We start from the raw sequence: 23,236 nt of genomic DNA, 5'->3' as shown, positions 1-23,236 counted from the left end.
GCAATGATTCAGCAAGCTGAAAAGCTGTTAAAAAAGGTTTACGGTTATGACCGATTCCGGCCGGGGCAGGAGAGTGTTATCGCCAGTTTGCTGGCGGGGCGTGATACTATCGCCATAATGCCGACCGGCGCCGGAAAATCGCTGTGTTTTCAAGTTCCGGCGATGCTATTGCCTGGGGTTACGCTTGTTGTATCGCCCCTTATTTCACTAATGAAAGATCAGGTAGACGCTTTGAATAATCAAGGTCTGCCAGCTACCTATATTAATAGTTCACTGTCAAGCGCTGAACTGCGTCAACGGCTAAGCTATATTGCGGCTGGACGCTATAAGCTTATATACATAGCGCCGGAGCGTTTAACAACAGATATCTTTCAGAGTGTCTTGCGGCAGCTTGATATCAGTATGTTGGCTATCGACGAGGCTCATTGCATTTCGCAATGGGGCCATGATTTCAGGCCCAGCTATCAAGCGGTGGGGCCGTTTATTGCCAATCTTAAAACCCGTCCTATCGTAGGGGCTTTTACAGCAACGGCGACGCCTGAAGTTAAAAATGATGTTGTTAATTTATTAGGCCTAAAGCGGCCTGATGTTCATGTAACGGGATTTGACCGCCCCAATTTGTTCTTTCAAGTGCTGCGGGGCGAGAACAAACAGAAATTTGTTATGAATTATTTAAAAGCAAATGCCGCTGATTCGGGTATAATCTATGCGGCAACCCGTAAAGAAGTTGACAGCCTGTATGAACTGCTGAGCCGGAAAGGCTATGCGGCAGGCCGGTATCACGCCGGTCTCAGCGATTCCGAACGGGCAGCCCAGCAAGAGTCTTTTATCTATGATGATATTCGTGTAATGGTAGCAACTAACGCTTTTGGGATGGGAATTGACAAGTCAAATGTACGGTATGTCCTACACTACAATATGCCCAAGAATATGGAGGCCTACTACCAAGAAGCCGGCCGCGGCGGGCGAGATGGAGAACCAGCTGAGTGTATCCTGCTCTTTAGTTCGCAGGATACTTTGCTGCAAAAGTTTTTAATTGATAAATCGGTTGAGCATCCGCTCCGCAAACAGCATGAATTGCACAAGCTGCAAGAGATGGTTGATTACTGTCATACTCCCGAGTGTCTGCGCACCTATATTCTGCGCTATTTCGGCGAGTCAGATGCTATGAACGACTGCGGCCATTGCGGTAATTGCAATGACGATAGTGAAATGATGGATATAACGATAGACGCGCAGAAGGTATTTTCCTGCATCTACCGCATGAAAGAGCGGTTTGGTTTAACAATGGTGGCCGATGTCCTAAAGGGCGCCAATAATAAAAAGGTTCGCCAGTTTGGCTTTGGGGATTTAAGTACTTATGGATTAATGGCAGAGCGCCCGCTTGTTGATATCAAGACACTTATCCAGCAACTGGCTGCCACCGGCTATCTTCAGCTTACCGACAGCAACTACCCGGTAGTCAGGCTTACGCCGGCGGCTTTAGCTGTTTTGCGTAATCAGGCAAAGGTTTATCAAAAGGTATTTAAAGAGCGCCAGGCTAAGCCTGATGATTCGCTGTTCGAGCTGCTGCGCCAACTGCGAAAAGAACTTGCGCTTCGCGACCAAGTTCCGCCATATGTTGTTTTTGCCGACAGTACGCTCAAGGAAATGAGTCAGTATTGCCCGGTCACTGAGGAGGCACTTCGCAAAATCAAGGGAGTAGGCGAGGTCAAGCTTGAACGGTATGGTCGTGAATTTCTAGCAGTAATTAAGGAATATACTGTTAAGAGTTAAGGCTTATATTTTTGCGGATTTTTATCAACCTATATTTAAAGGGGGGATGATAATGACGCAAAAATACCGTTCAATGGCAGAGCTTGACGCCTCATTGCCGGATAAGCATGAGGTTGCTAAAGAGCTTGGCATTCCTCTTGACCAAGGGCATAACGAAGATCTTACAACCAGCCAAGTCGGGAAAATCGGCGGCAGGATCGGGGGCGCCAAAGTAAAAAAACTCATTGAATTGGCTGAGGAAAACCTGGTAAGTGAAGAGACCGGCAAGATTGATTAGAAAACATAAAAAGTAGACAGGATTTAACCGAGATGAGCCTAGTTTTTTAGTCTGCCTGTAATGACAGTAGGGATTGGCAATATTGCCACCTGGTCATTGATTAAGGAGATTAAGAGCGGGCAGTCTCGGTTTTTTTGTCGTCTTTGAATAACTTTATAATGACTATTTAGTAAATTTCGACAAAATTCTGCGAGGAGATACTGTATTATTAATTTGTTAATAAACTAAAGGAATGAGATAAAGTATGCGAATGAAGTCAAAGCTATCTTCCGGATTTGGCTTAATCGTAACAGTAATGGGCCTTGCCATAGGTTTGGTAGCAATCATGCTGACCCGCCAGATAGATGCTGTCGGTGATACAGTTGATAAGCGGTATCATAATGTCGATCTGGCAAATATTATAAGGAACCAAACAAGCCGTATTGCTATTGCCAGCCGCGATATAATTCTTGAGAATGACACCTTAGCAACAGAGGAAGGGTTTGACGCCATTAATTTAGCCCGCACGGAAAAAAATGAGGCAATGCTGGCCTTAGAGGCTATTGAGCATGGCTCTGATACTGAACATTATATTCAAGACATAAAAAGATTTCAGCAAGAATACCTGCAAGTCGAAAGCCGTGTAAGAAGTTTAATCAGGCAAGGAGATTATGAGGAAGCAGCAATTTTGCTAAGAGAAGGCGAGCGTATTCGAGATCAGTTAAGAATCGAGGTTGATCAACTAGTCCTTGCAGAAAAGCAAGGGCTTGAAGATGCACTATATGAGCTTGATGAGACTTACCGCTTCTCCATGAAGCTGCTGTTGTTAGCTCTTAGCGTTATCATTGCTACTGGCCTAGTATTAACGTTCTTAATGACCAAGAGTATAACAAATAGTGTTGAAAGTATGACTAAGGTTATCGCAAATGCTAATTTCGGCACTGGCGGAAAATTGCCGCGGGTTGAACATATTACTAATGATGAAATTGGCGATATCGCCCGATCCTATAATAAACTGGCAGACGCTCTTGAAGAGCAGGTAAGGCATGAAAAAGAAATGCGAACTGTTCTGGAAAATCAGACATGGATTAAAGCTGAGCTAGCCGAAATAGCTATGCACAATCAAGGTGTAAGCAGTTATGAAGAACTCGGCACTCAAGTAATAACGCGGCTAGCCAAGGCGGCCAATGCTCATTACGGTGCCTTGTACCTAATTGCGAGAGGCAGTAAAATAAGCAAACTGGTAAGATTGGCGGCCTATGCCGGTCAAAATCAGGGGGAAAGCCGTCAGGAGATGATGCTTGGCGAAGGCATTGCTGGGCAATGCGCGTTAGAGCAGCAAGCTATTTTGCTCACAGACATTCCGGAGAATTATATAAAAATATCATCCGGCCTCGGTGAGGCTCCCCCACGAAATCTAATAGCCATACCCGTTATTTTAAGCGGCCAAACCCTGGCTGTAATTGAGCTGGCATCATTTACTCCTTTCACCCAATTGCAGCGCGAATTCTTGGAACAGGCAGCTGATAATATAGCTGTTGCATTGAGCCGTATTGAAGCTAAACAGCACATTGATATGCTGCTGCAGGAAGCACAGGCACTGAACGAGGAGCTGCGAGCGCAATCGGAAGAACTACAGATGCGGCAAGAGGAACTGCATAGTATTAATGAACAGCTCGAATTGCAATGTCGGACTTCAGAGGAAAAGGCCAAAGAACTAGAAATTGTTAAGACTCAATTGGAAGAAAAGGCCCAGCAGGTTGAGATAAGCTCTAAGTATAAATCTGAGTTTCTGGCTAATATGTCGCATGAACTGCGTACTCCGCTTAACAGTATGCTTATTTTGGCGCAAATTCTGGCCGACAATAGTACGGGCAATCTTAATGATAAGCAGGTTGAGTATGCCAAAACGATTTTTTCCTCGGGCAGCGACTTGTTAGACCTCATTAATGACATTCTGGATATTTCCAAAATCGAATCAGGCAAGATAATTCTGACCAAGGCCGAAGTTGCTGTTTGCAGTTTTATTGAAGATTTGCGCAAAAAGTTTATGCCTATAGCCCAACATAAAAACTTGTTTTTTAATCTCCAGATCGAAGAAGATTTTCCGCCAGCTATTTATACCGATGAAATCCGGCTGGAACAAATTATTGTCAATCTTCTATCAAATGCCTTTAAGTTTACTGAACAGGGTGGTGTATTTCTAAAGCTTAGCACCCAGACAAAACCGAGCGGCGAAGTTGTTCTGAAATTTTCTGTTACCGACACCGGAATCGGAATAGCCCCCCATCAACAAAAGGTTATTTTTGAAGAGTTTAAGCAAGCTGACAGCACAAATACCCGGAAGTATGGCGGGACAGGCCTTGGTTTAGCCATCAGCCGCAAGCTGGCCGAACTTTTGGAAGGCCATATAGAACTTGAAAGCAGTGTGGGACAAGGCAGCAAGTTTACGCTATATCTGCCACAAGGCAAGGTAGACATTGAACAAGCCGCAGACACTATTCGGCTGTTGGCAGAGACGGCAGCAGCCGTTGATCTGAAAGCGGCTGTCCCGGCTGCTGACAGTGGGGCAATAGAAAGGGCCGAGCAGCCGTTCGAGGAACCGGCTAAACTGACGAATCGAAAAATTTTGCTTGTTGATGACGACATACGCAATATTTATGCCTTAACTACTGCGCTTGAAGATTTAAATATGGAGGTTATTTTTGCCGAGAACGGCCGGGAAGCAATCGAAAGATTGACAGCTGATGATTGTATTGATCTTGTTCTTATGGATATTATGATGCCGGAAATGGATGGTTATGAAGCTATCCGCACAATCCGTAGCAATTCAAAGTATCAGCATCTGCCAATAATAGCGCTTACTGCTAATGCTATGAAGACTGACCGGGAAAAGTGCCTTGAAGCGGGTGCCTCGGATTATATAAGCAAGCCGGTTAATTTAGAACAGCTCTATTCTTTGATTAAACTATGGCTAGCTAATGGCGGATAGAATGGGTGATTAGGCAGTAAGGAAGGAGTGATAGCCAGCAATGCACAGCGCAACCAGAAATTTAAAACACCCGCCAAGCTATACCGGAAAAAACAACAGTTTAAGTGAAATATCGGATGATAATGTTACTATGCCGGAACAATTAAAGATTCTGATAGTAGATGATCGGCCTCAGAATCTAATCGCGTTGACGGCTGTCTTGGCTTCAGCCAATTATACGCTGGTTACGGCTTCGTCGGGGGAAGAGGCGCTAAGGTATCTATTAAGAGAGGATTTTGCAGTTATCCTTCTTGATGTGCAGATGCCTGATCTTGATGGGTTTGAAACAGCCCGGCTTATAAAGGCCAGACAAAAAAGCAAGCATATTCCGATTGTCTTTATAACAGCTGCCAGTCAAGCTTCTGAACATGTTCAGAAGGGATTTGAAGTTGGAGCAGTAGATTACATATTTAAACCCTTTTCTCCGGACACCCTGCGTTTAAAGGTGGAAGCCCTGGTAAAAATGTCAGTCAACCATCAGTATGTAAGACACTTGGTAGAGGCCCGTACCGCCCAGTTGAAGTCAATAAACCAAAAGCTGCGTGATGAAATAGCAGAACTGCAAAAGCTAGCTGAATCATTTCATGCACTATTTGATGTCAGTCCCTGCCTAATGGCAATTCGTTCGCTGGACGATGGACGCTTTATAGAAGTTAATCAAAGCTGGCTTAATTATACCGGCTTTGAATATCAGGAAGTTATCGGACAGACTGATGATGTTATTAATATTACTTTTAGTTATGAGAATGAGCGAGTATATCCGGAATTTGCGACGCTGAGCAGGCGGTGCAGTAATATCCGGGTTAACTACACAACTAAGACCGGTGAAAAACGTGATGGGATCCTCTCTACCGAACTGGCTGAACTTGATCGTCGGCGCTATTTATTATTAGTTATAACTGATATAAGTCAGCAGATAAAGTTGGAACGTGAAGTAACCAGGCTCGAACGCTTCCATCTGATTGGCGAAATGGCGGCCGGCATTGCTCATGAAATCCGTAATCCCATGACTTCAATTCGTGGTTTTTTGCAGTTGTCCAAGGAAAAAGGCCGGCTATCACCGGAACACATCGATCTTATGCTTGATGAGCTTGACAGGGCTAACAGAATAATAACTGAATTCCTTACCTTAGCTAAAGACAAGCGGGTCGAGCGCCGGAGTGTGTGTATCAACGAAATAATAGATGCATTGTATCCGCTGATTCAAGCCGAAGCCTTTATGAAAAGCAAAACAATTAAATTAGCGTTGAGCGAATGTCCGCTACTTGAGTTAGATGACAAAGAAATCCGTCAGCTTATCTTGAATTTAGCGGTGAACGGACTAGAGGCAATGGACAAGGGTGGGGTACTCGAAATCTCAACAATAGCGGAAGATGGTTATGTTATTCTGGCGGTTAAAGATAGTGGTTATGGTATTGATGAGGAGCTGCTCGATAAAATTTGCGTTCCGTTTTTTACAACTAAAGACTGTGGCACGGGTCTGGGATTACCCATCTGTTATAGTATCGCCGCCCGTCATGATGCCATAATGGATATCGATACAAGCGGCAATGGTACAACATTTAGCGTCAGGTTTCCCTGCGAATCGAAGCTGGACAAGCTTTACGAAGGAAAACGGACGTAAGAAGCGAGGGGCATGGCTAATTTGAAGCCATGCCCTTTTTAAGTGGTGAATAGCTAGCTGACAGCAATTTACTTCTTTTACAGTGAAATGGCAAATGTGATAAACTGAGGGTGATTTTTGCTTTTTAAGGAGTGCTAACATAATGAATGCAGCAAACATGTATTTAGGTGCGTTGGTAGCAATGTGTGTAGGAGCAGTGCTAGCAGTGATATTAAGGAAAAATGACAGCTTGGTAAACTATGTTGCACATGGTATGGCACTTGGAGGAAGTATAATGGCCGTACTATGTGCAATTTTTGTTTTCACCCAAGGTGGTATCAGCTTGCCATTGTTTGAGTGGGGACAGGTTGGCGTAGTAACGGCTCGGCTTGATTTCTTAGCAGCATTCTTTCTGCTTATTGTTGGCGTAATAGGCAGTCTGGCCAGTGTCTATGCTATCGGCTATTGCCGCGAGTTTTACAGACACCGCCTATGGTTAATGGCTACATGTTTCAACGGCTTTTTACTGGCCATGATTTTAGTGTTCACTGTCAGCCACGTCGCCGCCTTCCTGGTCGCTTGGGAAGTCATGACAATTTTTTCCTTCGGCTTGGTCATTCATAAATGGGAGAAGGTGGCCGTACGCCGGGCGGCCTATATTTATATGGTTATGACCCATGTCGGAACAGCCTTCATTGTTGCGGCTTTTCTTATTTTAGCAACTTCTGCCGGTAGTCTTGCTTTTGAGGATTTGCGGCACGCTAATTTGGCAGGTCCAACTGCTAGTATCGTTTTTCTGCTGGCCCTCATTGGTTTTGGAACCAAAGCCGGCATGATTCCTGTTCATGTATGGCTGCCGCTGGCTCATCCCGCAGCCCCTAGTCATGTTTCAGCCTTGATGTCAGGTGTTATGATTAAGTCAGCTGTGTACGGTCTTAGCCGGTTTTTGCTTGAGTTCTTGGGAACAGGGCCAGCTTGGTGGGGCGGACTAATTATGGTGTTGGCTATTATATCCTGTGTTCTGGGGGTTCTCTACGCCTTGATGGAAAATGACATAAAAAAACTCTTGGCTTATTCCAGTGTTGAAAACGTCGGCATCATTTTTTTAGGCATCGGGGCCGGCCTTGTTTTTATGGCTAAAGGTATGCCGCTGCCGGCTGGACTGGCGTGGGCGGCAGCTTGGTTTCATACTCTCAATCACGCCGTATTTAAGTCGCTATTATTTTTGGGTGCCGGGGCAATTGTACAGAAAAACCATACTAACGATATGGAGAAATTGGGCGGTTTAATAAAGAAAATGCCTCGGACGGCGCTTGCTTTTATTATAGGCTCGCTTGCAATATCGGCATTTCCTCCAATCAACGGTTTTGTCAGTGAATGGTTGACCTTTCAAACACTGTTCCAGCTTTCGCACGGTATTGCCGGCATCGGCGGCAAAGTAACCGGAGCAGTGTTTATTGCTTTACTGGGGTTGACCGGTGCGTTGGCGGCAGCTTGTTTTGTCAAGGCGTTCGGAATAACGTTTTTGGCCAAGCCGCGCAGCGAGCAGGCTGAAAATGCAGGTGAAGTTTCACCGCTAATGATTGTTCCAATGCTGATGCTTTCTGCATTATGCGTTGCAATCGGACTTTGGCCCCAGGTGGTATTAAATATGCTGAATGCGACGTTATCGCAATACTGGGGTACAGCAACAGCCGTTATTTTTGATTATCAGCAGCTCGGCCTTGTTTTGAATACCGGGATGACTGACAGTGTGATGGGAATTTCTACAGTTACAGGAATGGTTCTGGCGGGATTAATTGCAGCGGTTCTGTTAGCTAAATTAGGCGCAAAACCCCGCGAGCAGGTAGTTGAGACCTGGACCTGCGGTATTACCCCGACAGCCAGAATGGAATACACTGCTACCGGTTTTTCTAAGCCCGTCCGGACTGCTTTCAGTGCAATATTGCGACCGCAACGGCACAAGGTAATAAGCACCAATGCTAACTCATATTACGGCCGCAGCCTAGAATACCGCTTAAACATTAATTATGTGTTGCATGATAAGCTGTATTATCCAGTAAATAACGGGATACTCAGAGCAGCAAAGTTTTTAAGACGATTGCAGAGCGGCCACCTGCAATTATATATCGGCTATGTGCTGGCTGTTACCGTAGTAGCACTAATTTGGAGCTCGAGGTAGATAGTGATGATAAATACATTAATAAGCGCTTTTATTCTTTTGGCGATTGCTCCGTTGATTGAAGGGATTATAAAGACAGCAAAGGCTCGTCTTCAAAATAGGCGCGGTCCATCTATTTTGCAGCCGTATTATGACTTAGCCAAGTTCTTTTCTAAGGATAGCGTTGTTTCGCCGACGGTATCAGTGATGTTTCGACTGGCGCCGTATATTTATTTTGCAACTGCTTTTGCAGCAGCCGGTGTAGTGACTTTTGGCGGACCAGTTTCCCGGTTGGCTGATATGCTGATACTTGTTTATCTATTAGGATTAGGGCGGTTCTTCCTCGCTTTAGCATCACTGGATGCCGGGAGTGCCTTTGGCGGTATGGGCGGCTCGCGCGAGATGTTTGTTGCCATACTTGTAGAACCGGCTCTGCTGCTGGCTCTTGTCAGTGTTGCTTTTAAGGCTGACTCAATGGTATTGAGCGGTATGGCAGCAACAGCCAGTACTCTGCCGTTTTCAATGCCATATATTTTATCGGCTATTGCTTTTTTTATAGTATTGGTAGCTGAGACTGGGCGGATTCCGGTTGATAACCCTGATACTCATCTTGAACTTACTATGATTCATGAGGGAATGATACTGGAATACTCAGGACGCAGCCTTGGTCTCATTCATTTGGCCTCAATGGTCAAGCAAACGCTTACCCTAATGCTGTTTGTAGCCTTTTTTGTTCCTTGGCAGCTGCCTGGTTTAACGGCTATCGGGCTGGACTGGGTTTGGGTCCTTGTTAAGCTGGTGCTGGCCGCTGTTTTGTTGGCTATTATTGAGACAAGCACCAACAAAATGCGACTGTTTAAGCTGCCCGGTTTTTTAGCAGTATCCTGTTTATTATCACTGTTGGCGCTTGTGGCGCAATAGAGGAGGAAGCCAATGAACTTGCTGATAATTCTCCTAATGCTCACCGCCTTCTTCTTAACGCGAGTTACTAACCTTCGTACGGCGGTCGGTATTTTTCTGGTTCAGTCAGCCATGATTGCCCTGGCCTCAATCGTGATCGGAATCGAGACAGGCGAGATTCACTATTATATCGCCGGGCTGTTAACAGTTGTTATAAAAACAGCCATCATTCCCTATATGCTGTTTGCAATAGTCAAACGTCTAAGCAAGGAGCGGGAAACAAACTCCGTGTTAAGTCCGAACGTTTCCTCGCTGGCCGCAGCAGGCGCTACCGTTTTAGCATACGGTTTTATCGATCAGGCATTGCCGGGAGTTATCAGCCGGGATGCTTTGGCAGCGGCTGTTTCGTTGGTGCTCATTGGTCTGCAAATCATTATTATCAGACGACAGGCAGTTTTGCAAATCGTAGGGCTTAATACTATGGAAAATGGCCTGTATCTGCTTAGTCTGTCAGTTACTAATGGCCTGCCGCTAATTATTGAATTGGGGATAGTCTTTGATATGCTGGTAGCCGTTGCTGTATTGGGCATCCTGACTTACCGGATTAAAATCTCGTATTCTTCGACGGATACAACTTTATTGCGCAAGCTGAAAGGATGATATTATGTCCTCAGTGTTATATGGGGTGTTATTGGTGCCGCTCATTACTGCTGGTGCAGTGTTAATGCCGGCATCAAGCCGCGGCGTCAAAGTAGTTAATATTATTGGCAGTGCTGTTAGCAGTTTGCTGCTCGGGTTTATCATATATCTGATAAACACCTCGGGTTATCTGAGGTTGGGAGCTTTATACGCTGATCATTTAAGCAGCTTGTTCCTAACAGTCATTGCCGTGCTTAGTTTTACGGCGTCATTATTTTCGGCCTCGTATATGGAAAAAGAGCTTATTACCGAGAAACAAGATTTAAAAGCTCTAAAACGTTACTATTTCCTGTTTAATATTTTCTGCTTAACTATGATTAGTGTCTTGATCGTTGAAAACTTAGGTCTGATGTGGGTGGCTGTTGAGGCGACGACGCTGGCCTCAGCACTATTGGTTGCTTTTTATTTTAACCGGGCAGCTATCGAAGCGGCCTGGAAGTATGTAATGGTATGCACTGTTGGCATTTGTCTGGCGCTGCTTGGTACTATATTGCTCTACTATGCTCAGCTCAGCGCCGGCCTCGGCGGCGACGCGCTAAGCTGGCTGGTGCTTAAAGAGAATGGAGCGCTTTTGGATGAGCGGATGATAAAACTGGCCTTTGTCTTTATTATTATCGGTTATGGCACTAAGGTAGGTTTGGCTCCTATGCATACATGGCTGCCTGATGCCCACAGCCAAGCTCCGTCGCCGGTCAGCGGGCTCTTGTCAGGAGCGCTGCTCAGCTGCGCAATATATGTCATCATGCGGAATATTGCCATTGTCAAAGCGTCAGCAGGATTTGAATTTGTGCAGCAGTTATTAATGGCGCTGGGGCTATTCTCCATCTTGATTGCTATTCCGTTCTTACTTGTCCAGCATGACGTCAAACGGCTGTTGGCCTATTCAAGTGTTGAGCATATGGGGATAATAACCTTCGCCTTAGGAATTGGCACACCGCTGTCGGTCTACGGGGCGCTGCTGCATATTTTTAACCATGCAATAGCAAAATCAGCTTTGTTTTATATGGCCGGCGTTTTAACGCGGGAGTACCGGACTAAACAAATTCTGCGCATTAAAGGTTTGGTTAAAGCCAAGCCGGCACTGGGCGCCATATTGTTGGTACTAGTGCTTATCATAACCGGTTCGCCGCCGTTTGGGGTGTTTTTCAGCAAGTTTATCATAACTTGGGCGGCGTTTGCCGCCGGGTTTAAGCTAGCGGGCGGAGTATTCCTGATCTTGGTGGCGGCTGTGTTTGCCGGGATGCTTTACTATTGCTGCCAGATGCTGTTTGGTCAGCCTGCGGGTTCAGTCCAGCAGGTGAGCATAGGCAAACCGGCCATGGCCGCAATGGTATTATCTGTCGCGATAGTCGCTGTAACAGGCTTATATGTTCCTGACTTTTTTAATAATGCGCTGCGGTTGGCGGCGGCCATTGTAATTGGAGGTTAGTATGATCAGCTATATCGAAATAGAGAGTGCTAAACTGCGGGGGATGGCCGAGAATTTGTTAAAGACCGGACAAAGCAGATTGACAGCCATGTTTGCTAATGATGAGCGGACTTTAAACGGAGGCATGGCCATATACTGCATTTTTGCTGATAAAAGTTCGGGGAAGCATTTATGCCTAAAGACATTACTCAACGCCGAACCGTTTGAATTTCCTTCGCTGGTGCCCGTAACTCCAGCCGCGGCTTGGTTCGAACGGGAGATACACGATCTGTTCGGTCTGATACCGATCGGTCACCCTGATTTGAGGCCGCTGGTGCTGCACGAAAACTGGCCAGCAGAGCTATATCCACTGCGTAAGGACTTTGACCAAAGTCTTGTTGTGGACGAAGCGCACAAGGAATATGCCATTCCTGAAGTAAAGGGTGAAGGTGTATTTGAAGTTCCTGTTGGTCCCATTCATGCCGGGATTATTGAACCGGGGCATTTTCGGTTTAGTCAGGCGGGGGAAAATATTATCAACCTCGAGGCCAAGTTATTCTACACTCACCGGGGTATCGAGAAAGCTGTCGAAGGACTGCCCATTGAGACTGCCTTTTATCAGGCAGAGCGTATTTGCGGTGTCTGTACGGTTTCGCACGCTCTAGCCTTTGCTCAAGCGGTGGAGAGCATCGCCAAGGTGACTATTCCCGAGCGGGCTGAGCATATACGCGTTCTGATGGCTGAATTGGAACGGTTATATAACCATATCGGCGATATCGGTAATTTATGCGCTGGCGTAGGATTTGCGGTGGGTATAAGTCATGGCAGCCGGATAAAAGAAATGCTTGTGCGGCTGAACGAAATCCTTACAGGCAACAGATTCTTACGCGGTATGGTAACATTGGGCGGGGTAAATATGGATATTACCGATGATATGGCCGCCAAAATCCAAAGCACCCTGCGGTTAGTAGAGGCTGACTTCAAAGAATTAGTCAGTATCTTAAAACAAAGTGGTGCGTTTCTGGACCGGATTAACACTACTGGAATTTTACCGCGGCAGGCAGCCGTTGACCTGGCCGTTGTCGGCGTAGCCGCCCGCGCTTCGGGAGTGGATGCCGATGTGCGGCGGGATTTTCCCTATAGTCTATATAGCGAACTTGATTTTAAAGTGCCGATCCAGGCTAGCGGCGATGTTGCCGCCCGGTTATGGGTACGGGTCGATGAAGTTACGCAGACGATTAGTATTATCCGTCAAGTATTAAGCAGCAGGCCGCCAAAAGGCGGCCCCCTAACAACAGTCATCCCTGAACTGCCGCCGCATAAGACTGCGCTTGGTTGGAGCGAGTCGGCGCGGGGTAGTAATATTCACTGGTTAATGACTGGAAAGGATAATACCGTTTACCGCCTGTTTGTGCGGTCGGCATCATACGCAAATTGGCCGTCTTTGACGGTTGCTGTACCGGGCAATATCATTCCAGATTTCCCCTTGATAAATAAAAGTTTTGAACTTTGCTATGCGTGCACAGACCGATAGGGAGGAAATATTATGCTTGAAACATTGCGTAAGATAGTGCAGACAGGAATTGTTACCGAGAAGTGGGATAAAGGTAATACTCCGGCCAGGTTTAGAGGCGGGGTAACTGTCAAGGCCGAAAGTTGCCGGAAGTGCGGCATATGCGCCAAAGTTTGTCCGGCCGGTGCTATTGACGAAGCGGATGGATTACCGTTCGTTGATTCTGATAAGTGTATTTTTTGCGGGCGCTGTCAGCAGTTTTGCGAGACCGGTGCAATCTATCATACAGCCGACTATAAATTAGCTCATAAAGCTGAGGTTGAGCAATTGGGCACTGCCTTGAGCAAAAAAATAACCCGAATTCTCGGGCGGTCGCTGGCCATTCGCCATGTCGATGTTGGATCTTGCAATGCCTGTGATTGGGAGATGGTTGCGCTAGGCAATCCATTGTACGATTTATCGCAATACGGGATTAATTTCGTGGCTTCGCCTCGCCATGCCGACCTGCTGATGGTCACCGGCATGGTAACGCGCAATCTTACTAAGGCTCTGTTGGAAACCTATAAAGCTACCCCTAATCCCAAACTGGTAGTAGCTGTCGGCAGCTGCGCAGCTGGCGGCCAGACGTTCGGTAAAAGCTATGCCATCCGCGGTGGTGCAGATGCCCTGGTACCCGTTGATGTCTATATACCGGGCTGTCCGCCAAGGCCGCAGGCCCTTATTCATGGACTGCTATTGGCTGTTGACAGACTGTAATTAACAAAGCCGCTCTTGGCTCAAGAGCGGCTTTGTTAATTTTAAAATCAGGATGTCATTTTACGGCAATGGTATAGTTGTTTAGGATGGTCCCATTTTGGTCAATAAAGGCAATATGGATTCGGTTAGTATTCTGCAGAACCGCACGGTCGACGGCGATATAATCGCTATACTTGGTTGGCGGCAGGTCGGCGGCGTTGTTAGGACTCTTAGTATGAACATTGACAGTGATGACATTGCCGGTTTGGGTAATTTTTTCAATGCCGATGCCATAGCCGCGGGGTGCAATACTCCCAAGATGGGCAAACACAACAAATCTAGTATTATAATGTACATTAGCTATTTGCTTGCGAATATCTTCAGGAATGGTTGCTTTAGCCAGCTCTGGATTTTCCAGAACAATGCCGAACGTCATATCCTTGGGATACACTGTTTCATTCCATTTCCAGTTTTCATAGATGTTTGTCCGGTAGAGGATATTTTGGGCTGGTGAGATAGTCCCTGCTGTTTTATAAAGGAAAGAAGATGCTGGAATATAGGTGGCCGGGTGATTCATATCGCCGATGCCACGAATGGTAGTTATATCCCAGCCTGCTCCTTTTTTAACTAAGTCAACCTTGAATGTTTGACCGTTCGAGCGGACTTGGACGATTGCTTTGGAACCGACCAGTGATAATAGGGTAAAGCGGTCATGGCGGGCATCAAAGCCAAACACCGCTGCATTATCTTTTACGACATCAACTGGATCGCGCATATTATTAACTTGTTGGTCAACCTTATTCATGCTGACAACTCGCCAAGTGTTGTCTTTGTTTTTTACTAGCTTTATACGATAAGTACTGCCGTTGTCCTGACGGAGCAGTACCGAGGCATCATAATTACTGCTCCATTGCAGTGACAAATTCTGGCGGCTGATATCATAGCCATGGGTTTTGGCATACTGGCGGGCCGCATACAGCGGGGAGTGAGCGCTTGAACGTCCTTCAGTAGTTTTATCGACTGTTTGAGGCGCGGCGCTCTGTACTTCCTGAGTTTTGGCTTGAGCTGCCGGTAGTCCGGGAAGCATGGCTGAGGAAATCACCGCGGCACCCGCCATTGCGGCAACAACGCGTTTATAGTTTTTCCTAAAAGGCTTGCGGTGATTATTATATTTCATCCCCATCTCTCCCTTGTTGCAGTTTTTGTTAGTATTTCCGATAAAGTAATTACAATTCCAAGTATTATTTGGCTGTTTGAGTGGATAAAAGAATGGAATAGGTTTCAAGAAATATGGTAAGATAAGGAGAGAATTTTTATATTTGGGAGGGGCGTTTGAGTGGAAGGAAAACATGTTCAGGAATCAGCCGTAGTAATGTCAATGGTTATGCTGCCGCACCAAGCCAATGTCGCGGGTAATGTTCATGGTGGCGAAATTATGAAGCTTATGGATAACGCTGCTTATGTTGTTGCTCATCGTCATGCCAGAGCTAATGTTGTAACAGCGCGAGTGGATGAACTGACTTTTCATCACCCGATTATGGTGGGCAATCTTGTTATTTGCCACGCCTATTTGACTTTTGTAGGCAATTCTTCGATGGAAGTTGCCGTAGTTGTGGAAGTTGAAGACTTGTATAAAGAATCTTCAAGAATTTGTGCACTGACAGCCTATTTCACAATGGTTGCCCTTAATGCCGGCGGCCATCCCATGCGGGTACCTCCATTGCATTTAGATAATGAGGAAGAGCACATCGAGTTTGAAGAAGGTCAAAAACGTTATGAGGCCAATAAAAACCGCGAGAAAAAATGCTTTGTGCCCAGGTATTACCGGATATAGAATGGCTTTTGGCAAGTGTATTGCCTTACATATAAAATAAGGAGGCATTATGATGGATTTTAAGTTTGCGCATAATAATTTAAATGTACTGGATTTAGAAAAAAGTATGGCTTTTTATAAAGAAGCCCTCAATCTTGTAGAAACGCGCCGGGTTGAAAAACCGGGCTTTACCTTAGTCTATCTAGGTGACGGCACAACGCCGCATAAGCTTGAACTTACCTGGCTAAAGGACCGGAAAGAACCATATAACCTTGGCGAAAACGAGATTCACTTAGCCTTTACTACCAGCGATTTTGACAAAGCCTATGAATACCATAAAAAAATGGGCTGTATCTGTTACGAAAATAAAGAGATGGGCATCTACTTCATTTCTGACCCAGACGGGTATTGGCTGGAGATTGTGCCCGAAAAACGGTAGAATAAAAGACTTGGCGGCTGCCAAGTCTTTTGCATATATATTATAAAAATACTCCTAAGCAAGGCCCACTTTATCGCTTGTTTAATGAAAAGGAAACAGATAATGCCACATAGGATTTAATCGGCTGCCTAGTTGCCCGGTCAATCGCCGGTGAAAACTGCCCTGCTTGCACTGCGTTTAGAGCAGCTTCATCAAGTTCCGGATATCCCGAGGACGCGATAACAGAGCAGTCACCTACTGACCCGTCTTTCAAGATAAGCGCCTTGACCTTAACAGTACCCGATGCACCATTTCTGCGGGCAATTTCAGGATACACCGGCTGTATCCGTTTGAGTAATTTAGGCGGAGTAATTCCCATACTGCCAGCCTGCGGAGCACTTGATTTGGTTGGAGCTGCTGCTGAAGTTGGCGCCTCGGTCATATTGGCATTGCCAGAAGTACTGGGAAATTCTTGCTGTGACTGAATAACAGCCGAAGAAGCAGAAGTGAGACTTTCAGCTGCTGATAACGGGTTCGTTTCAGCCGGTTCAAATTCAGAGGGCTCAATATTGTCAGGTGAAAAGAGTCCGTTGCTTTGCTGAGCAGTTTCATCCATCGGTATTGATAAGTCAACAATAATTTCAGTAAGCGGCTGTTGCTGTTGTGCAGCAAATTGCGACCAGACGCCTGTTATTCCAAAGACACTTATATTTAGAACTAACGAGAAAATCATCGCTTTATGCCACAAAGTTAGCTTCATGGTTACTGTCTCCCGGCAGCTGACGTACCAAAACTGACTTTGCCGGCCCCGGCTTCCTGCAATTTATCAAGAACTTGAATAACAGTACCATGGCGGGCATTCTTATCAGCATTTACGGTAATTTTTATTTGCTTAATATCAGGATACTGTCTAAGGCGATTTACTAAGTTATCCAGACCTATCTTTTCCTCGTTTATATAAATTTCATCGTTTTCTGATATGGTTATGACAGTATTCTCAACCTTTTGCACTGCTGCATGCTGGGCTTGCGGCAGCTGGACATGGAGATTTCGTTGTTCAGACATATATAGCGTGCTCATCATATAAAAGACCAATAAGAAAAAAATTATATCGATCATCGGTATGATCATAATTTGGGGCTGCGGTTTTTGCCGGTAAGCTGATAGTTTCATCGATTTATCAACTCCAGAACTTCAAGAAAGTTATTGGTTATAATCTCAAGGCTGGTAATAATATCTTCCAGACGTTCAGAAAAGTAGCTGTGAAATAATGCGGCGATAATAGCTACGCATAATCCGGCGGCTGTTGCAATAAGGGCTTCACCGACACCGCCCGTTATTATGCTAGGTTGGCCTGAAGACAAGGACAGAACATTAAAGGTTTTGATCATTCCCAGTACCGTTCCCAGCAGTCCCAGCAAGGGGGCTAAGGTAATAATGGTAGATAAATATGACAGGCGCAAGCGGAGCTTGGAGATTTGCGCTGCCGCTTCACCCTCCATAGCATCACGGATACCTTCGCTGCGTTGCTTGGAAATACAGCTTGCTGCCTTATACAAAATAGGAGCTGCTGCGTTTGTGCTGGCCTCACATAGTGCTAATGCCTGCTGAGGTTGATTATTTACCAAATACTGTTTAACTTGCTGCCACAGCAGCATAATATCTTTGCTGGCCCGCCGGTAAACAACGAGCCGCTCAACGCCAATCGCTAAGGTGATGACCGAGGCGATAAAGATGGGGTACATCATAGCCCCGCCTTTACTAAATAAAAAAACACTTTGCTCAAAACTCATATTACCTACTCCTTGCAGTATTACTTATTTTTCTTTGTAGTTCAGCTGCTATCATTGTTCCGCAGGGCTGATTGGATTCAGCCTTCATCATTTGGATAAAGTGGCATACATCGCTTGCGTCCAACAGGCCCCAACAGTATTCCTGCCAAATCGATTGGCTGGCTGCCAGTAATATTTTGCTGTTTTTCGATGCTGCTATTTGTTCCGGGGTTAGGGATGTAAACAGATCCGACCGGCATAGGCGTTGGGGCAATGCACCTTGGCTAGCTGAAGAAATATCACATTCTAAAGCCAATGACTGCTTAACGGCCGTTTTAACAGCAGTACAAAAGAGCTCGCCTAACTTTGATTGTGTTCCCGTATCCCGGCAAATTAACGGCGAGTCCTGATTGCAGACAAGGATGACGCCGTCAGTACCGGTGCCGGTAGCCGGCTTTTGGGTTAAAGGGCTGGCAATAGCCAACTCCTGCAAGGCAGCAGTTTTAGCTTCGGTAATGCTGAGAAGGGCTTTGGCCATTGAACCATATGGCATTTTAATATTTGTAAAAGCCAGAATGTTGATTGTGCCGCCAATTGGCTGATAGTTGCCGTTGTTTTCAAAATAACAGCCCGCATCACCGGCCCGCGCGGCATTTTTATCTACTCCAGCTGTGGCCACAACCTCGACAATCAGGTCATTGAAGGTTGAAATGCTATAAGCGCGGCAATTCATCCGGGCGCTTGTCAATAGGCCGGTGGAGCGCTCACCGTTTAAGCCGCGCTCCTTGGCCATGATTTCCAGGTAATTTTCCATACTGCCGCCAGGCAGGTCATGTTCACTGTTTACAAACATACTTAAGCGATGATTGAATACGGCATCGGCCATTAGATAACCGCCGTTGTACAAGGAAGTGCTTAAAACCAAACGGGGAGACGGGAAGGTACAGATAATAAACTGGTCATCAACCTTTAACGCCCCGCCGCTCTTGAGAAACTGGTTTTCCATGGCAGACCTCTTTCTTTACAATGACTGCTTAACACCCAGCAGAATAGTCCGGCCGTTTGCCGGGTAATCGTATACGCTTTGATAGTTCTTATCAAACAAGTTGTTAATCGTTAAGAATAAAGAAGTATCCTTATCAATCGAATAATTTGTATTGGTGTTTACGATAAACCGGCCGTCGACTTTCGCGCCGGACGAACCGCTTTTAGCTTGATATATGCCGTTAACAGTTTGTGATAGTTTGCCGTCATGGATGTTGATGCCAATGTTAAAGCTATGGCGGGGATCGCCAAGGTCTTTATTGTTTTGGTCATGACTGTCGAGATAGGTATAGCCGATTTCGGTAGTTGTAATAGCATTCAGCTTGCTTGTCAGGCTGACGTTTACACCGGTTGCCCGATAGTTATCAATATTGTTCGGTCTATACTTGCCGCTGCCAATATACTCCCAGTCAATCGCATTATTAAGATTGCGCTTAAATAGTGACAAGATAGCTTCGTGATTAGGTGTTAATTTTGTTTTTACTCCAACCTCAGCCGTCCAGCCGGTCTCCGGTTTTAGATCAGGATTACCGGTATTGCCCCAGCCGTCATCACCGTATAAATCGTCAAATTTAGGAGCTTTGAAGACTTTGCCCCAATTAGCAAAATAGCTGGTGGTAGGACTTGCTTGATATAGATAAGCAGCTTTGGGCAGCCAGTGTGCGCCATAAATACTGTTATCATCCCGCCGCAGTCCCACTGTTAACGTTGCCGCAGGATTTAGGCTGTACTTGTCTTGGATAAACAGTGCTTTGGTAATGCCTTTGCGCAAAATGTTGCCTTCGGCAGTGCTTGTTACTTCATCCTTGCGCCATTCGCCGCCCCAGGTAATCAGGTTGTCTTGGTCGAGGCTGGTACTATCCTGATACTCAAGCGCTTTCACAGTATTGTGATGTCGGAAGTAGCCATAGTTCTCGCCGGAATACACTTGATCGTTATTATAATAGCGGAAAGTACGAGTGCCGTCTTGATGCTGTTTGGTATAGCCAGCACTCCAATTGCGCCGCAGAATGTCCTGAAAATCGGTTAGAGACGGGTATGTTAGGGAGCCGGGAATTCCGGCATGACTGTCATAATAGTCATATGTAAAAGTGAGGTTTTCTTGTGCAGTTAAGTCATGGTCAATCCTAAACGAGGCATTTTTCCCTTTGTAATTGCTATTGGCACGTTGCCCGTCATTTGAGTCCTGTATACCGGAAAAATACCAACGCGTATTTTTTTCTTGGCCGCCGGTTGTCAAAGCATAGTATCGGGCACCGTCATTGCCGCCGGCTATGCTTGTCGTCGTTTTGGTCGAGGTATCACCTTTTTTGGTAATGATATTGATTACTCCGCCGACTGCGTCGGCGCCATATAGGACAGACGCACCGCCGTGAACAACCTCGATGCGGTCAATGTTATCACCAAGTATGAAAGTATTTAAGTCTACACCACCGCTGCCGGTCCCGATACCTTGCGGCAGATTCATCCGTTTACCGTCGATTAGCACGACAACCCGGTCAGTTCCTAACATATAGGGAATGGCTTTTTGACCGGTACCGCCATAATTGCGAATGGTGACCCCGGTGACACCCTGTAAGGCATCAGCCAGTGTATGGGCGCCTTTGTTCTGTAAATCGGCGCCGCTTATTACCGTGGTGTTGGCCGGAGTAGTACCTACCGTTTGGACGATACGGTCGGCCGTAACGGTTATTTGATCAAGTTGAAAAATTGAGTCTTCACTGGCCCAGGCTTGGGTTGTACACAATAAAGTACCGGCTGCCAAGGCTGCGGCAATTTTTTTGGTTAAGTTTCTGTTTCTCAAAATTTACCCCCCTATATTTAAACCTTTTTTATCAAAATAGGTTTGGTCTTACATATGTGGCTGCTGCCTCATGATATAAGGCGAAATCCATATCGTAGAGCTGGTTTAATGTTTCAGCAGTTATGACTTCCGCCGGTCGGCCATATGACAACAACCGGCCGTTTTTTAATAATAAAAGATGAGTGCTGAATTGAATTGCCAAATTAATATCGTGAATAACGGCGATAACCGCGATGTCTTTTTGCAGAGCCAATTTTTTTATGAGGTGGAGAATGCTGTACTGGTTGCAGATGTCAAGATGAGCGGTAGGTTCGTCAAGTAATAATAGTTTAGGTTGTTGGGCCAGGGCGCGGGCAATAATGACTTTTTGCCGTTCACCTTGACTTAACTCACTGCACCGGCATGCTTGTTTTTTCCAAATATCCACATCTTTCATTGAAGTCCGGACAACAAAATGGTCTTGGTCTGTTAAGCCGGCGAAGCGTGAGACATGAGGAAACCGCCCCATCAAGACCATCTGGTAGGCTGTGTAATCCGGTGCGGCAACATCCGAGCTTACGACAGCGATTTGTTTAGCCAGCTCGCGGCGGCTGTAATCTGCCACCGTTTGGCCGTTGAGCAAAATTGATCCGTTAAGCGGCGGCAATAATCCGGCAATTGTTTTTAACAGGGTGGATTTGCCGGTGCCGTTTGGGGCGGCTACGCTGACAAATTCTCCTGCCTTGACGGTTAGGTTGATATTTCGCAGTACCGTATTGGAACTATAGCCCACATCTAGGGCTTGTATTTGCAGAATGTCCATCAATGTGACCCCCTTCGCAAGGTACACAGCACATACAAGAAAAATGGGCTGCCAAACAGCGCGGTGACTACTCCGACCGGAATGCCTGACATTAATGGGAGGAGGCGGGTTAAGCCATCGGCTAAAAGAAGAAAGGCTGCGCCGAAAATTGCGCTAAGCGGGAGGAGGAGCAAATGCTCCGGTCCGGCCAATTTGCGGACGAGATGCGGTACTATCAGACCGATAAAGCCGATAATACCGCTCACCGAGACACAGGCCCCTGTCACTAAGGTGGTTGATATAAGCAAAGTGAACTTTACTTTTTTGACATCAACCCCGAGAAACTGGGCATCTTCATCGCCAAGGGCCATTACATCTAAATCACGCGCATAAATCATAGCAATTATCAGGCCGCAGACGACAATTGCGAGTACCGGTTTGAGGCTTGAACTATAATTTGAAAGACTGCCCATCAGCCAGAACATAATTGTCTGCATTTGCTGAGAGTTTAAAGCCATCAGGCAGCTTAACATGGCATTCAGCATGGCGCCGCAGGCAATCCCAGCCAGCAGCAGCTGCTGATCAGATTGAATATGCATGCCTTTCAGACCTAAAAGGTATACCAGCGACAGACTGAGCATAGCACCGCTGAAGGCAAAAACAATCGTCATATTAGGTGAGTGGGTAATAATAGCTACTGCTGCCCCCAGGGCCGCACCGGATGAAACACCCAAAACAAAGGGGTCGGCCAATGGATTTTTAAACATAGTCTGAAAGCAGGCCCCCGATACTGCCAAGCCGCTGCCGACAATCATTGCCAGAGCGATGCGCTGCCAGCGGATATTCCAGACAATTGTTTGTTGGGTAGAGGAAATATCAATATTATCCAGACCTAACAGTTGTTTAGCCATAACATGAGCTACTGTGTTAAAGGGAACATTGGCAGTGCCGATGGTGAGCATTCCAAGGGCGATAACTGCCAGAAAAAGTGCAGAGATACTGACAAGGATTAATTTTTTGTGTGTTAGTTGTCTCATTTATTCTCCCAATCTTTCATTGCTGCAGGATGAAGAATTTTTGCCAGCTCTACCAAGCCGATAAAACTGCGGGGCCCCGGCCTGGCCAGTAAATCGTCGGCAATCTGGTAAACCTCGCCGTTTTTAACGGCCATAATATCTGACAGCTCAGGTCTTATTATCAAAGAGCGAGTATCATTTCGATAGTGACTAAGGACGACATAAATTTCGGGATTATAAAAATATAGTGTTTCTATGTCACAGGACAGGTAATCAACGTTTTTGCCGGCTGCCACATTAATGCCGCCGGCGCGAATGATAATATCGTTGATAAAGGAGTCCCTGCCAACCGTTAAAAGCGGTTTATCCCATACTTCCAAAAACATGCGTTTGGGAGGTGCCTGAGTAATGAGGCGCTGTACTTCGTTAAGCTGGCGGGCCAAAGAAGTATGTAAAGCGGCACCGCGTTCTTCTTCACCAATAGCCTTGCTGATAATATCAATGGC

The 23,236-nt window shown here is 46.0% G+C and carries 21 protein-coding genes; 12 read left to right on the top strand and 9 right to left on the bottom strand.

Annotated elements, in window-relative coordinates; translation table 11 throughout:
* Nucleotides 1-3 precede the first annotated feature (3 nt).
* The 10 genes from recQ to nuoB all read left to right on the top strand — a co-directional run bounded on the left by recQ (nt 4) and on the right by nuoB (nt 14,103).
* Nucleotides 4-1,776: a DNA helicase RecQ gene (gene recQ / locus GX348_00550; protein NLP40688.1), complete on the top strand. Its 1,773-nt coding sequence runs from the start codon at nt 4-6 to the stop codon at nt 1,774-1,776.
* Between the two features lie 52 nt (nt 1,777-1,828).
* The gene (locus GX348_00545; protein ID NLP40687.1) at nt 1,829-2,053 is read left to right on the top strand and encodes an alpha/beta-type small acid-soluble spore protein; all 225 of its coding nucleotides are present in this window, start codon (nt 1,829-1,831) and stop codon (nt 2,051-2,053) included.
* 244 nt (nt 2,054-2,297) lie between these two features.
* On the top strand, nt 2,298-5,024 hold the full coding sequence (locus GX348_00540; protein ID NLP40686.1) for a response regulator: 2,727 nt from the start codon (nt 2,298-2,300) through the stop codon (nt 5,022-5,024).
* 40 nt (nt 5,025-5,064) lie between these two features.
* Nucleotides 5,065-6,687: a response regulator gene (locus GX348_00535; GenBank protein ID NLP40685.1), complete on the top strand. Its 1,623-nt coding sequence runs from the start codon at nt 5,065-5,067 to the stop codon at nt 6,685-6,687.
* Between the two features lie 142 nt (nt 6,688-6,829).
* Nucleotides 6,830-8,848: a hydrogenase 4 subunit B gene (locus GX348_00530; protein NLP40684.1), complete on the top strand. Its 2,019-nt coding sequence runs from the start codon at nt 6,830-6,832 to the stop codon at nt 8,846-8,848.
* Nucleotides 8,849-8,854: 6 nt separating this feature from the next.
* Complete coding sequence (locus GX348_00525) at nt 8,855-9,748, top strand: formate hydrogenlyase (protein ID NLP40683.1); 894 nt, start codon at nt 8,855-8,857, stop codon at nt 9,746-9,748.
* Nucleotides 9,749-9,760: 12 nt separating this feature from the next.
* Nucleotides 9,761-10,387: a hydrogenase gene (locus tag GX348_00520; GenBank protein ID NLP40682.1), complete on the top strand. Its 627-nt coding sequence runs from the start codon at nt 9,761-9,763 to the stop codon at nt 10,385-10,387.
* 4 nt (nt 10,388-10,391) lie between these two features.
* Nucleotides 10,392-11,855 (top strand): hydrogenase 4 subunit F, encoded by a 1,464-nt coding sequence (locus tag GX348_00515; protein ID NLP40681.1) that lies wholly within the window; start codon nt 10,392-10,394, stop codon nt 11,853-11,855.
* Between the two features lies 1 nt (nt 11,856).
* A complete protein-coding gene (locus tag GX348_00510) occupies nt 11,857-13,368 on the top strand; it encodes an NADH-quinone oxidoreductase subunit F (protein NLP40680.1) in 1,512 nt (503 codons plus the stop codon).
* Nucleotides 13,369-13,380: 12 nt separating this feature from the next.
* Complete coding sequence (nuoB, locus tag GX348_00505; protein ID NLP40679.1) at nt 13,381-14,103, top strand: NADH-quinone oxidoreductase subunit NuoB; 723 nt, start codon at nt 13,381-13,383, stop codon at nt 14,101-14,103.
* Nucleotides 14,104-14,158: 55 nt separating this feature from the next.
* Here the strand turns inward: nuoB and GX348_00500 are convergent, their stop codons facing one another.
* Nucleotides 14,159-15,259: a hypothetical protein gene (locus tag GX348_00500; protein NLP40678.1), complete on the bottom strand. Its 1,101-nt coding sequence runs from the start codon at nt 15,257-15,259 to the stop codon at nt 14,159-14,161.
* A gap of 201 nt (nt 15,260-15,460) precedes the next feature.
* Here GX348_00500 and GX348_00495 point away from each other — a divergent pair, with 201 nt between their 5' ends.
* Complete coding sequence (locus GX348_00495) at nt 15,461-15,916, top strand: acyl-CoA thioesterase (GenBank protein NLP40677.1); 456 nt, start codon at nt 15,461-15,463, stop codon at nt 15,914-15,916.
* 52 nt (nt 15,917-15,968) lie between these two features.
* Nucleotides 15,969-16,334: a lactoylglutathione lyase gene (locus GX348_00490; protein ID NLP40676.1), complete on the top strand. Its 366-nt coding sequence runs from the start codon at nt 15,969-15,971 to the stop codon at nt 16,332-16,334.
* 70 nt (nt 16,335-16,404) lie between these two features.
* Here GX348_00490 and GX348_00485 read toward each other — a convergent pair whose 3' ends face one another.
* The 8 genes from GX348_00485 to GX348_00450 form a co-directional block, all read right to left on the bottom strand.
* A complete protein-coding gene (locus tag GX348_00485) occupies nt 16,405-17,073 on the bottom strand; it encodes an energy transducer TonB (protein ID NLP40675.1) in 669 nt (222 codons plus the stop codon).
* Nucleotides 17,074-17,075: 2 nt separating this feature from the next.
* Entirely contained in the window at nt 17,076-17,486 is a 411-nt protein-coding gene (locus tag GX348_00480) for a biopolymer transporter ExbD (GenBank protein ID NLP40674.1), read from the bottom strand.
* Complete coding sequence (locus GX348_00475) at nt 17,483-18,106, bottom strand: MotA/TolQ/ExbB proton channel family protein (protein ID NLP40673.1); 624 nt, start codon at nt 18,104-18,106, stop codon at nt 17,483-17,485. The genes GX348_00480 and GX348_00475 overlap by 4 nt, the downstream gene beginning before the upstream one ends.
* A 1-nt stretch (nt 18,107) precedes the next feature.
* Entirely contained in the window at nt 18,108-19,091 is a 984-nt protein-coding gene (locus GX348_00470) for an adenosylcobinamide amidohydrolase (protein ID NLP40672.1), read from the bottom strand.
* 15 nt (nt 19,092-19,106) lie between these two features.
* On the bottom strand, nt 19,107-20,933 hold the full coding sequence (locus GX348_00465; protein NLP40671.1) for a TonB-dependent receptor: 1,827 nt from the start codon (nt 20,931-20,933) through the stop codon (nt 19,107-19,109).
* Between the two features lie 31 nt (nt 20,934-20,964).
* Nucleotides 20,965-21,735: an ABC transporter ATP-binding protein gene (locus tag GX348_00460; protein NLP40670.1), complete on the bottom strand. Its 771-nt coding sequence runs from the start codon at nt 21,733-21,735 to the stop codon at nt 20,965-20,967.
* Nucleotides 21,735-22,751, bottom strand: coding sequence for an iron ABC transporter permease (locus GX348_00455; protein NLP40669.1), 1,017 nt, complete (start codon nt 22,749-22,751; stop codon nt 21,735-21,737). The genes GX348_00460 and GX348_00455 overlap by 1 nt, the downstream gene beginning before the upstream one ends.
* A partial coding sequence (locus GX348_00450) for an ABC transporter substrate-binding protein (protein ID NLP40668.1) occupies nt 22,748-23,236 on the bottom strand: 489 nt, incomplete at its 5' end. The genes GX348_00455 and GX348_00450, both read right to left, overlap by 4 nt.

The organism is Veillonellaceae bacterium (genome assembly GCA_012523975.1).
In the GTDB taxonomy this organism is placed as follows: domain Bacteria; phylum Bacillota; class Negativicutes; order JAAYSF01; family JAAYSF01; genus JAAYSF01.
This window is presented reverse-complemented; position numbering and strand designations above follow the sequence as displayed.

Bases quoted from the DNA above. Each gene is read 5' to 3' on its own strand.
- recQ (NLP40688.1), top strand. From the start codon at position 4: ATGATTCAGCAAGCTGAAAAGCTGTTAAAAAAGGTTTACGGTTATGAC.
- GX348_00545 (NLP40687.1), top strand. From the start codon at position 1,829: ATGACGCAAAAATACCGTTCAATGGCAGAGCTTGACGCCTCATTGCCG.
- GX348_00540 (NLP40686.1), top strand. From the start codon at position 2,298: ATGCGAATGAAGTCAAAGCTATCTTCCGGATTTGGCTTAATCGTAACA.
- GX348_00535 (NLP40685.1), top strand. From the start codon at position 5,065: ATGCACAGCGCAACCAGAAATTTAAAACACCCGCCAAGCTATACCGGA.
- GX348_00530 (NLP40684.1), top strand. From the start codon at position 6,830: ATGAATGCAGCAAACATGTATTTAGGTGCGTTGGTAGCAATGTGTGTA.
- GX348_00525 (NLP40683.1), top strand. From the start codon at position 8,855: ATGATAAATACATTAATAAGCGCTTTTATTCTTTTGGCGATTGCTCCG.
- GX348_00520 (NLP40682.1), top strand. From the start codon at position 9,761: ATGAACTTGCTGATAATTCTCCTAATGCTCACCGCCTTCTTCTTAACG.
- GX348_00515 (NLP40681.1), top strand. From the start codon at position 10,392: ATGTCCTCAGTGTTATATGGGGTGTTATTGGTGCCGCTCATTACTGCT.
- GX348_00510 (NLP40680.1), top strand. From the start codon at position 11,857: ATGATCAGCTATATCGAAATAGAGAGTGCTAAACTGCGGGGGATGGCC.
- nuoB (NLP40679.1), top strand. From the start codon at position 13,381: ATGCTTGAAACATTGCGTAAGATAGTGCAGACAGGAATTGTTACCGAG.
- GX348_00500 (NLP40678.1), bottom strand. From the start codon at position 15,259: ATGAAATATAATAATCACCGCAAGCCTTTTAGGAAAAACTATAAACGC.
- GX348_00495 (NLP40677.1), top strand. From the start codon at position 15,461: ATGGTTATGCTGCCGCACCAAGCCAATGTCGCGGGTAATGTTCATGGT.
- GX348_00490 (NLP40676.1), top strand. From the start codon at position 15,969: ATGGATTTTAAGTTTGCGCATAATAATTTAAATGTACTGGATTTAGAA.
- GX348_00485 (NLP40675.1), bottom strand. From the start codon at position 17,073: ATGAAGCTAACTTTGTGGCATAAAGCGATGATTTTCTCGTTAGTTCTA.
- GX348_00480 (NLP40674.1), bottom strand. From the start codon at position 17,486: ATGAAACTATCAGCTTACCGGCAAAAACCGCAGCCCCAAATTATGATC.
- GX348_00475 (NLP40673.1), bottom strand. From the start codon at position 18,106: ATGAGTTTTGAGCAAAGTGTTTTTTTATTTAGTAAAGGCGGGGCTATG.
- GX348_00470 (NLP40672.1), bottom strand. From the start codon at position 19,091: ATGGAAAACCAGTTTCTCAAGAGCGGCGGGGCGTTAAAGGTTGATGAC.
- GX348_00460 (NLP40670.1), bottom strand. From the start codon at position 21,735: ATGGACATTCTGCAAATACAAGCCCTAGATGTGGGCTATAGTTCCAAT.
- GX348_00455 (NLP40669.1), bottom strand. From the start codon at position 22,751: ATGAGACAACTAACACACAAAAAATTAATCCTTGTCAGTATCTCTGCA.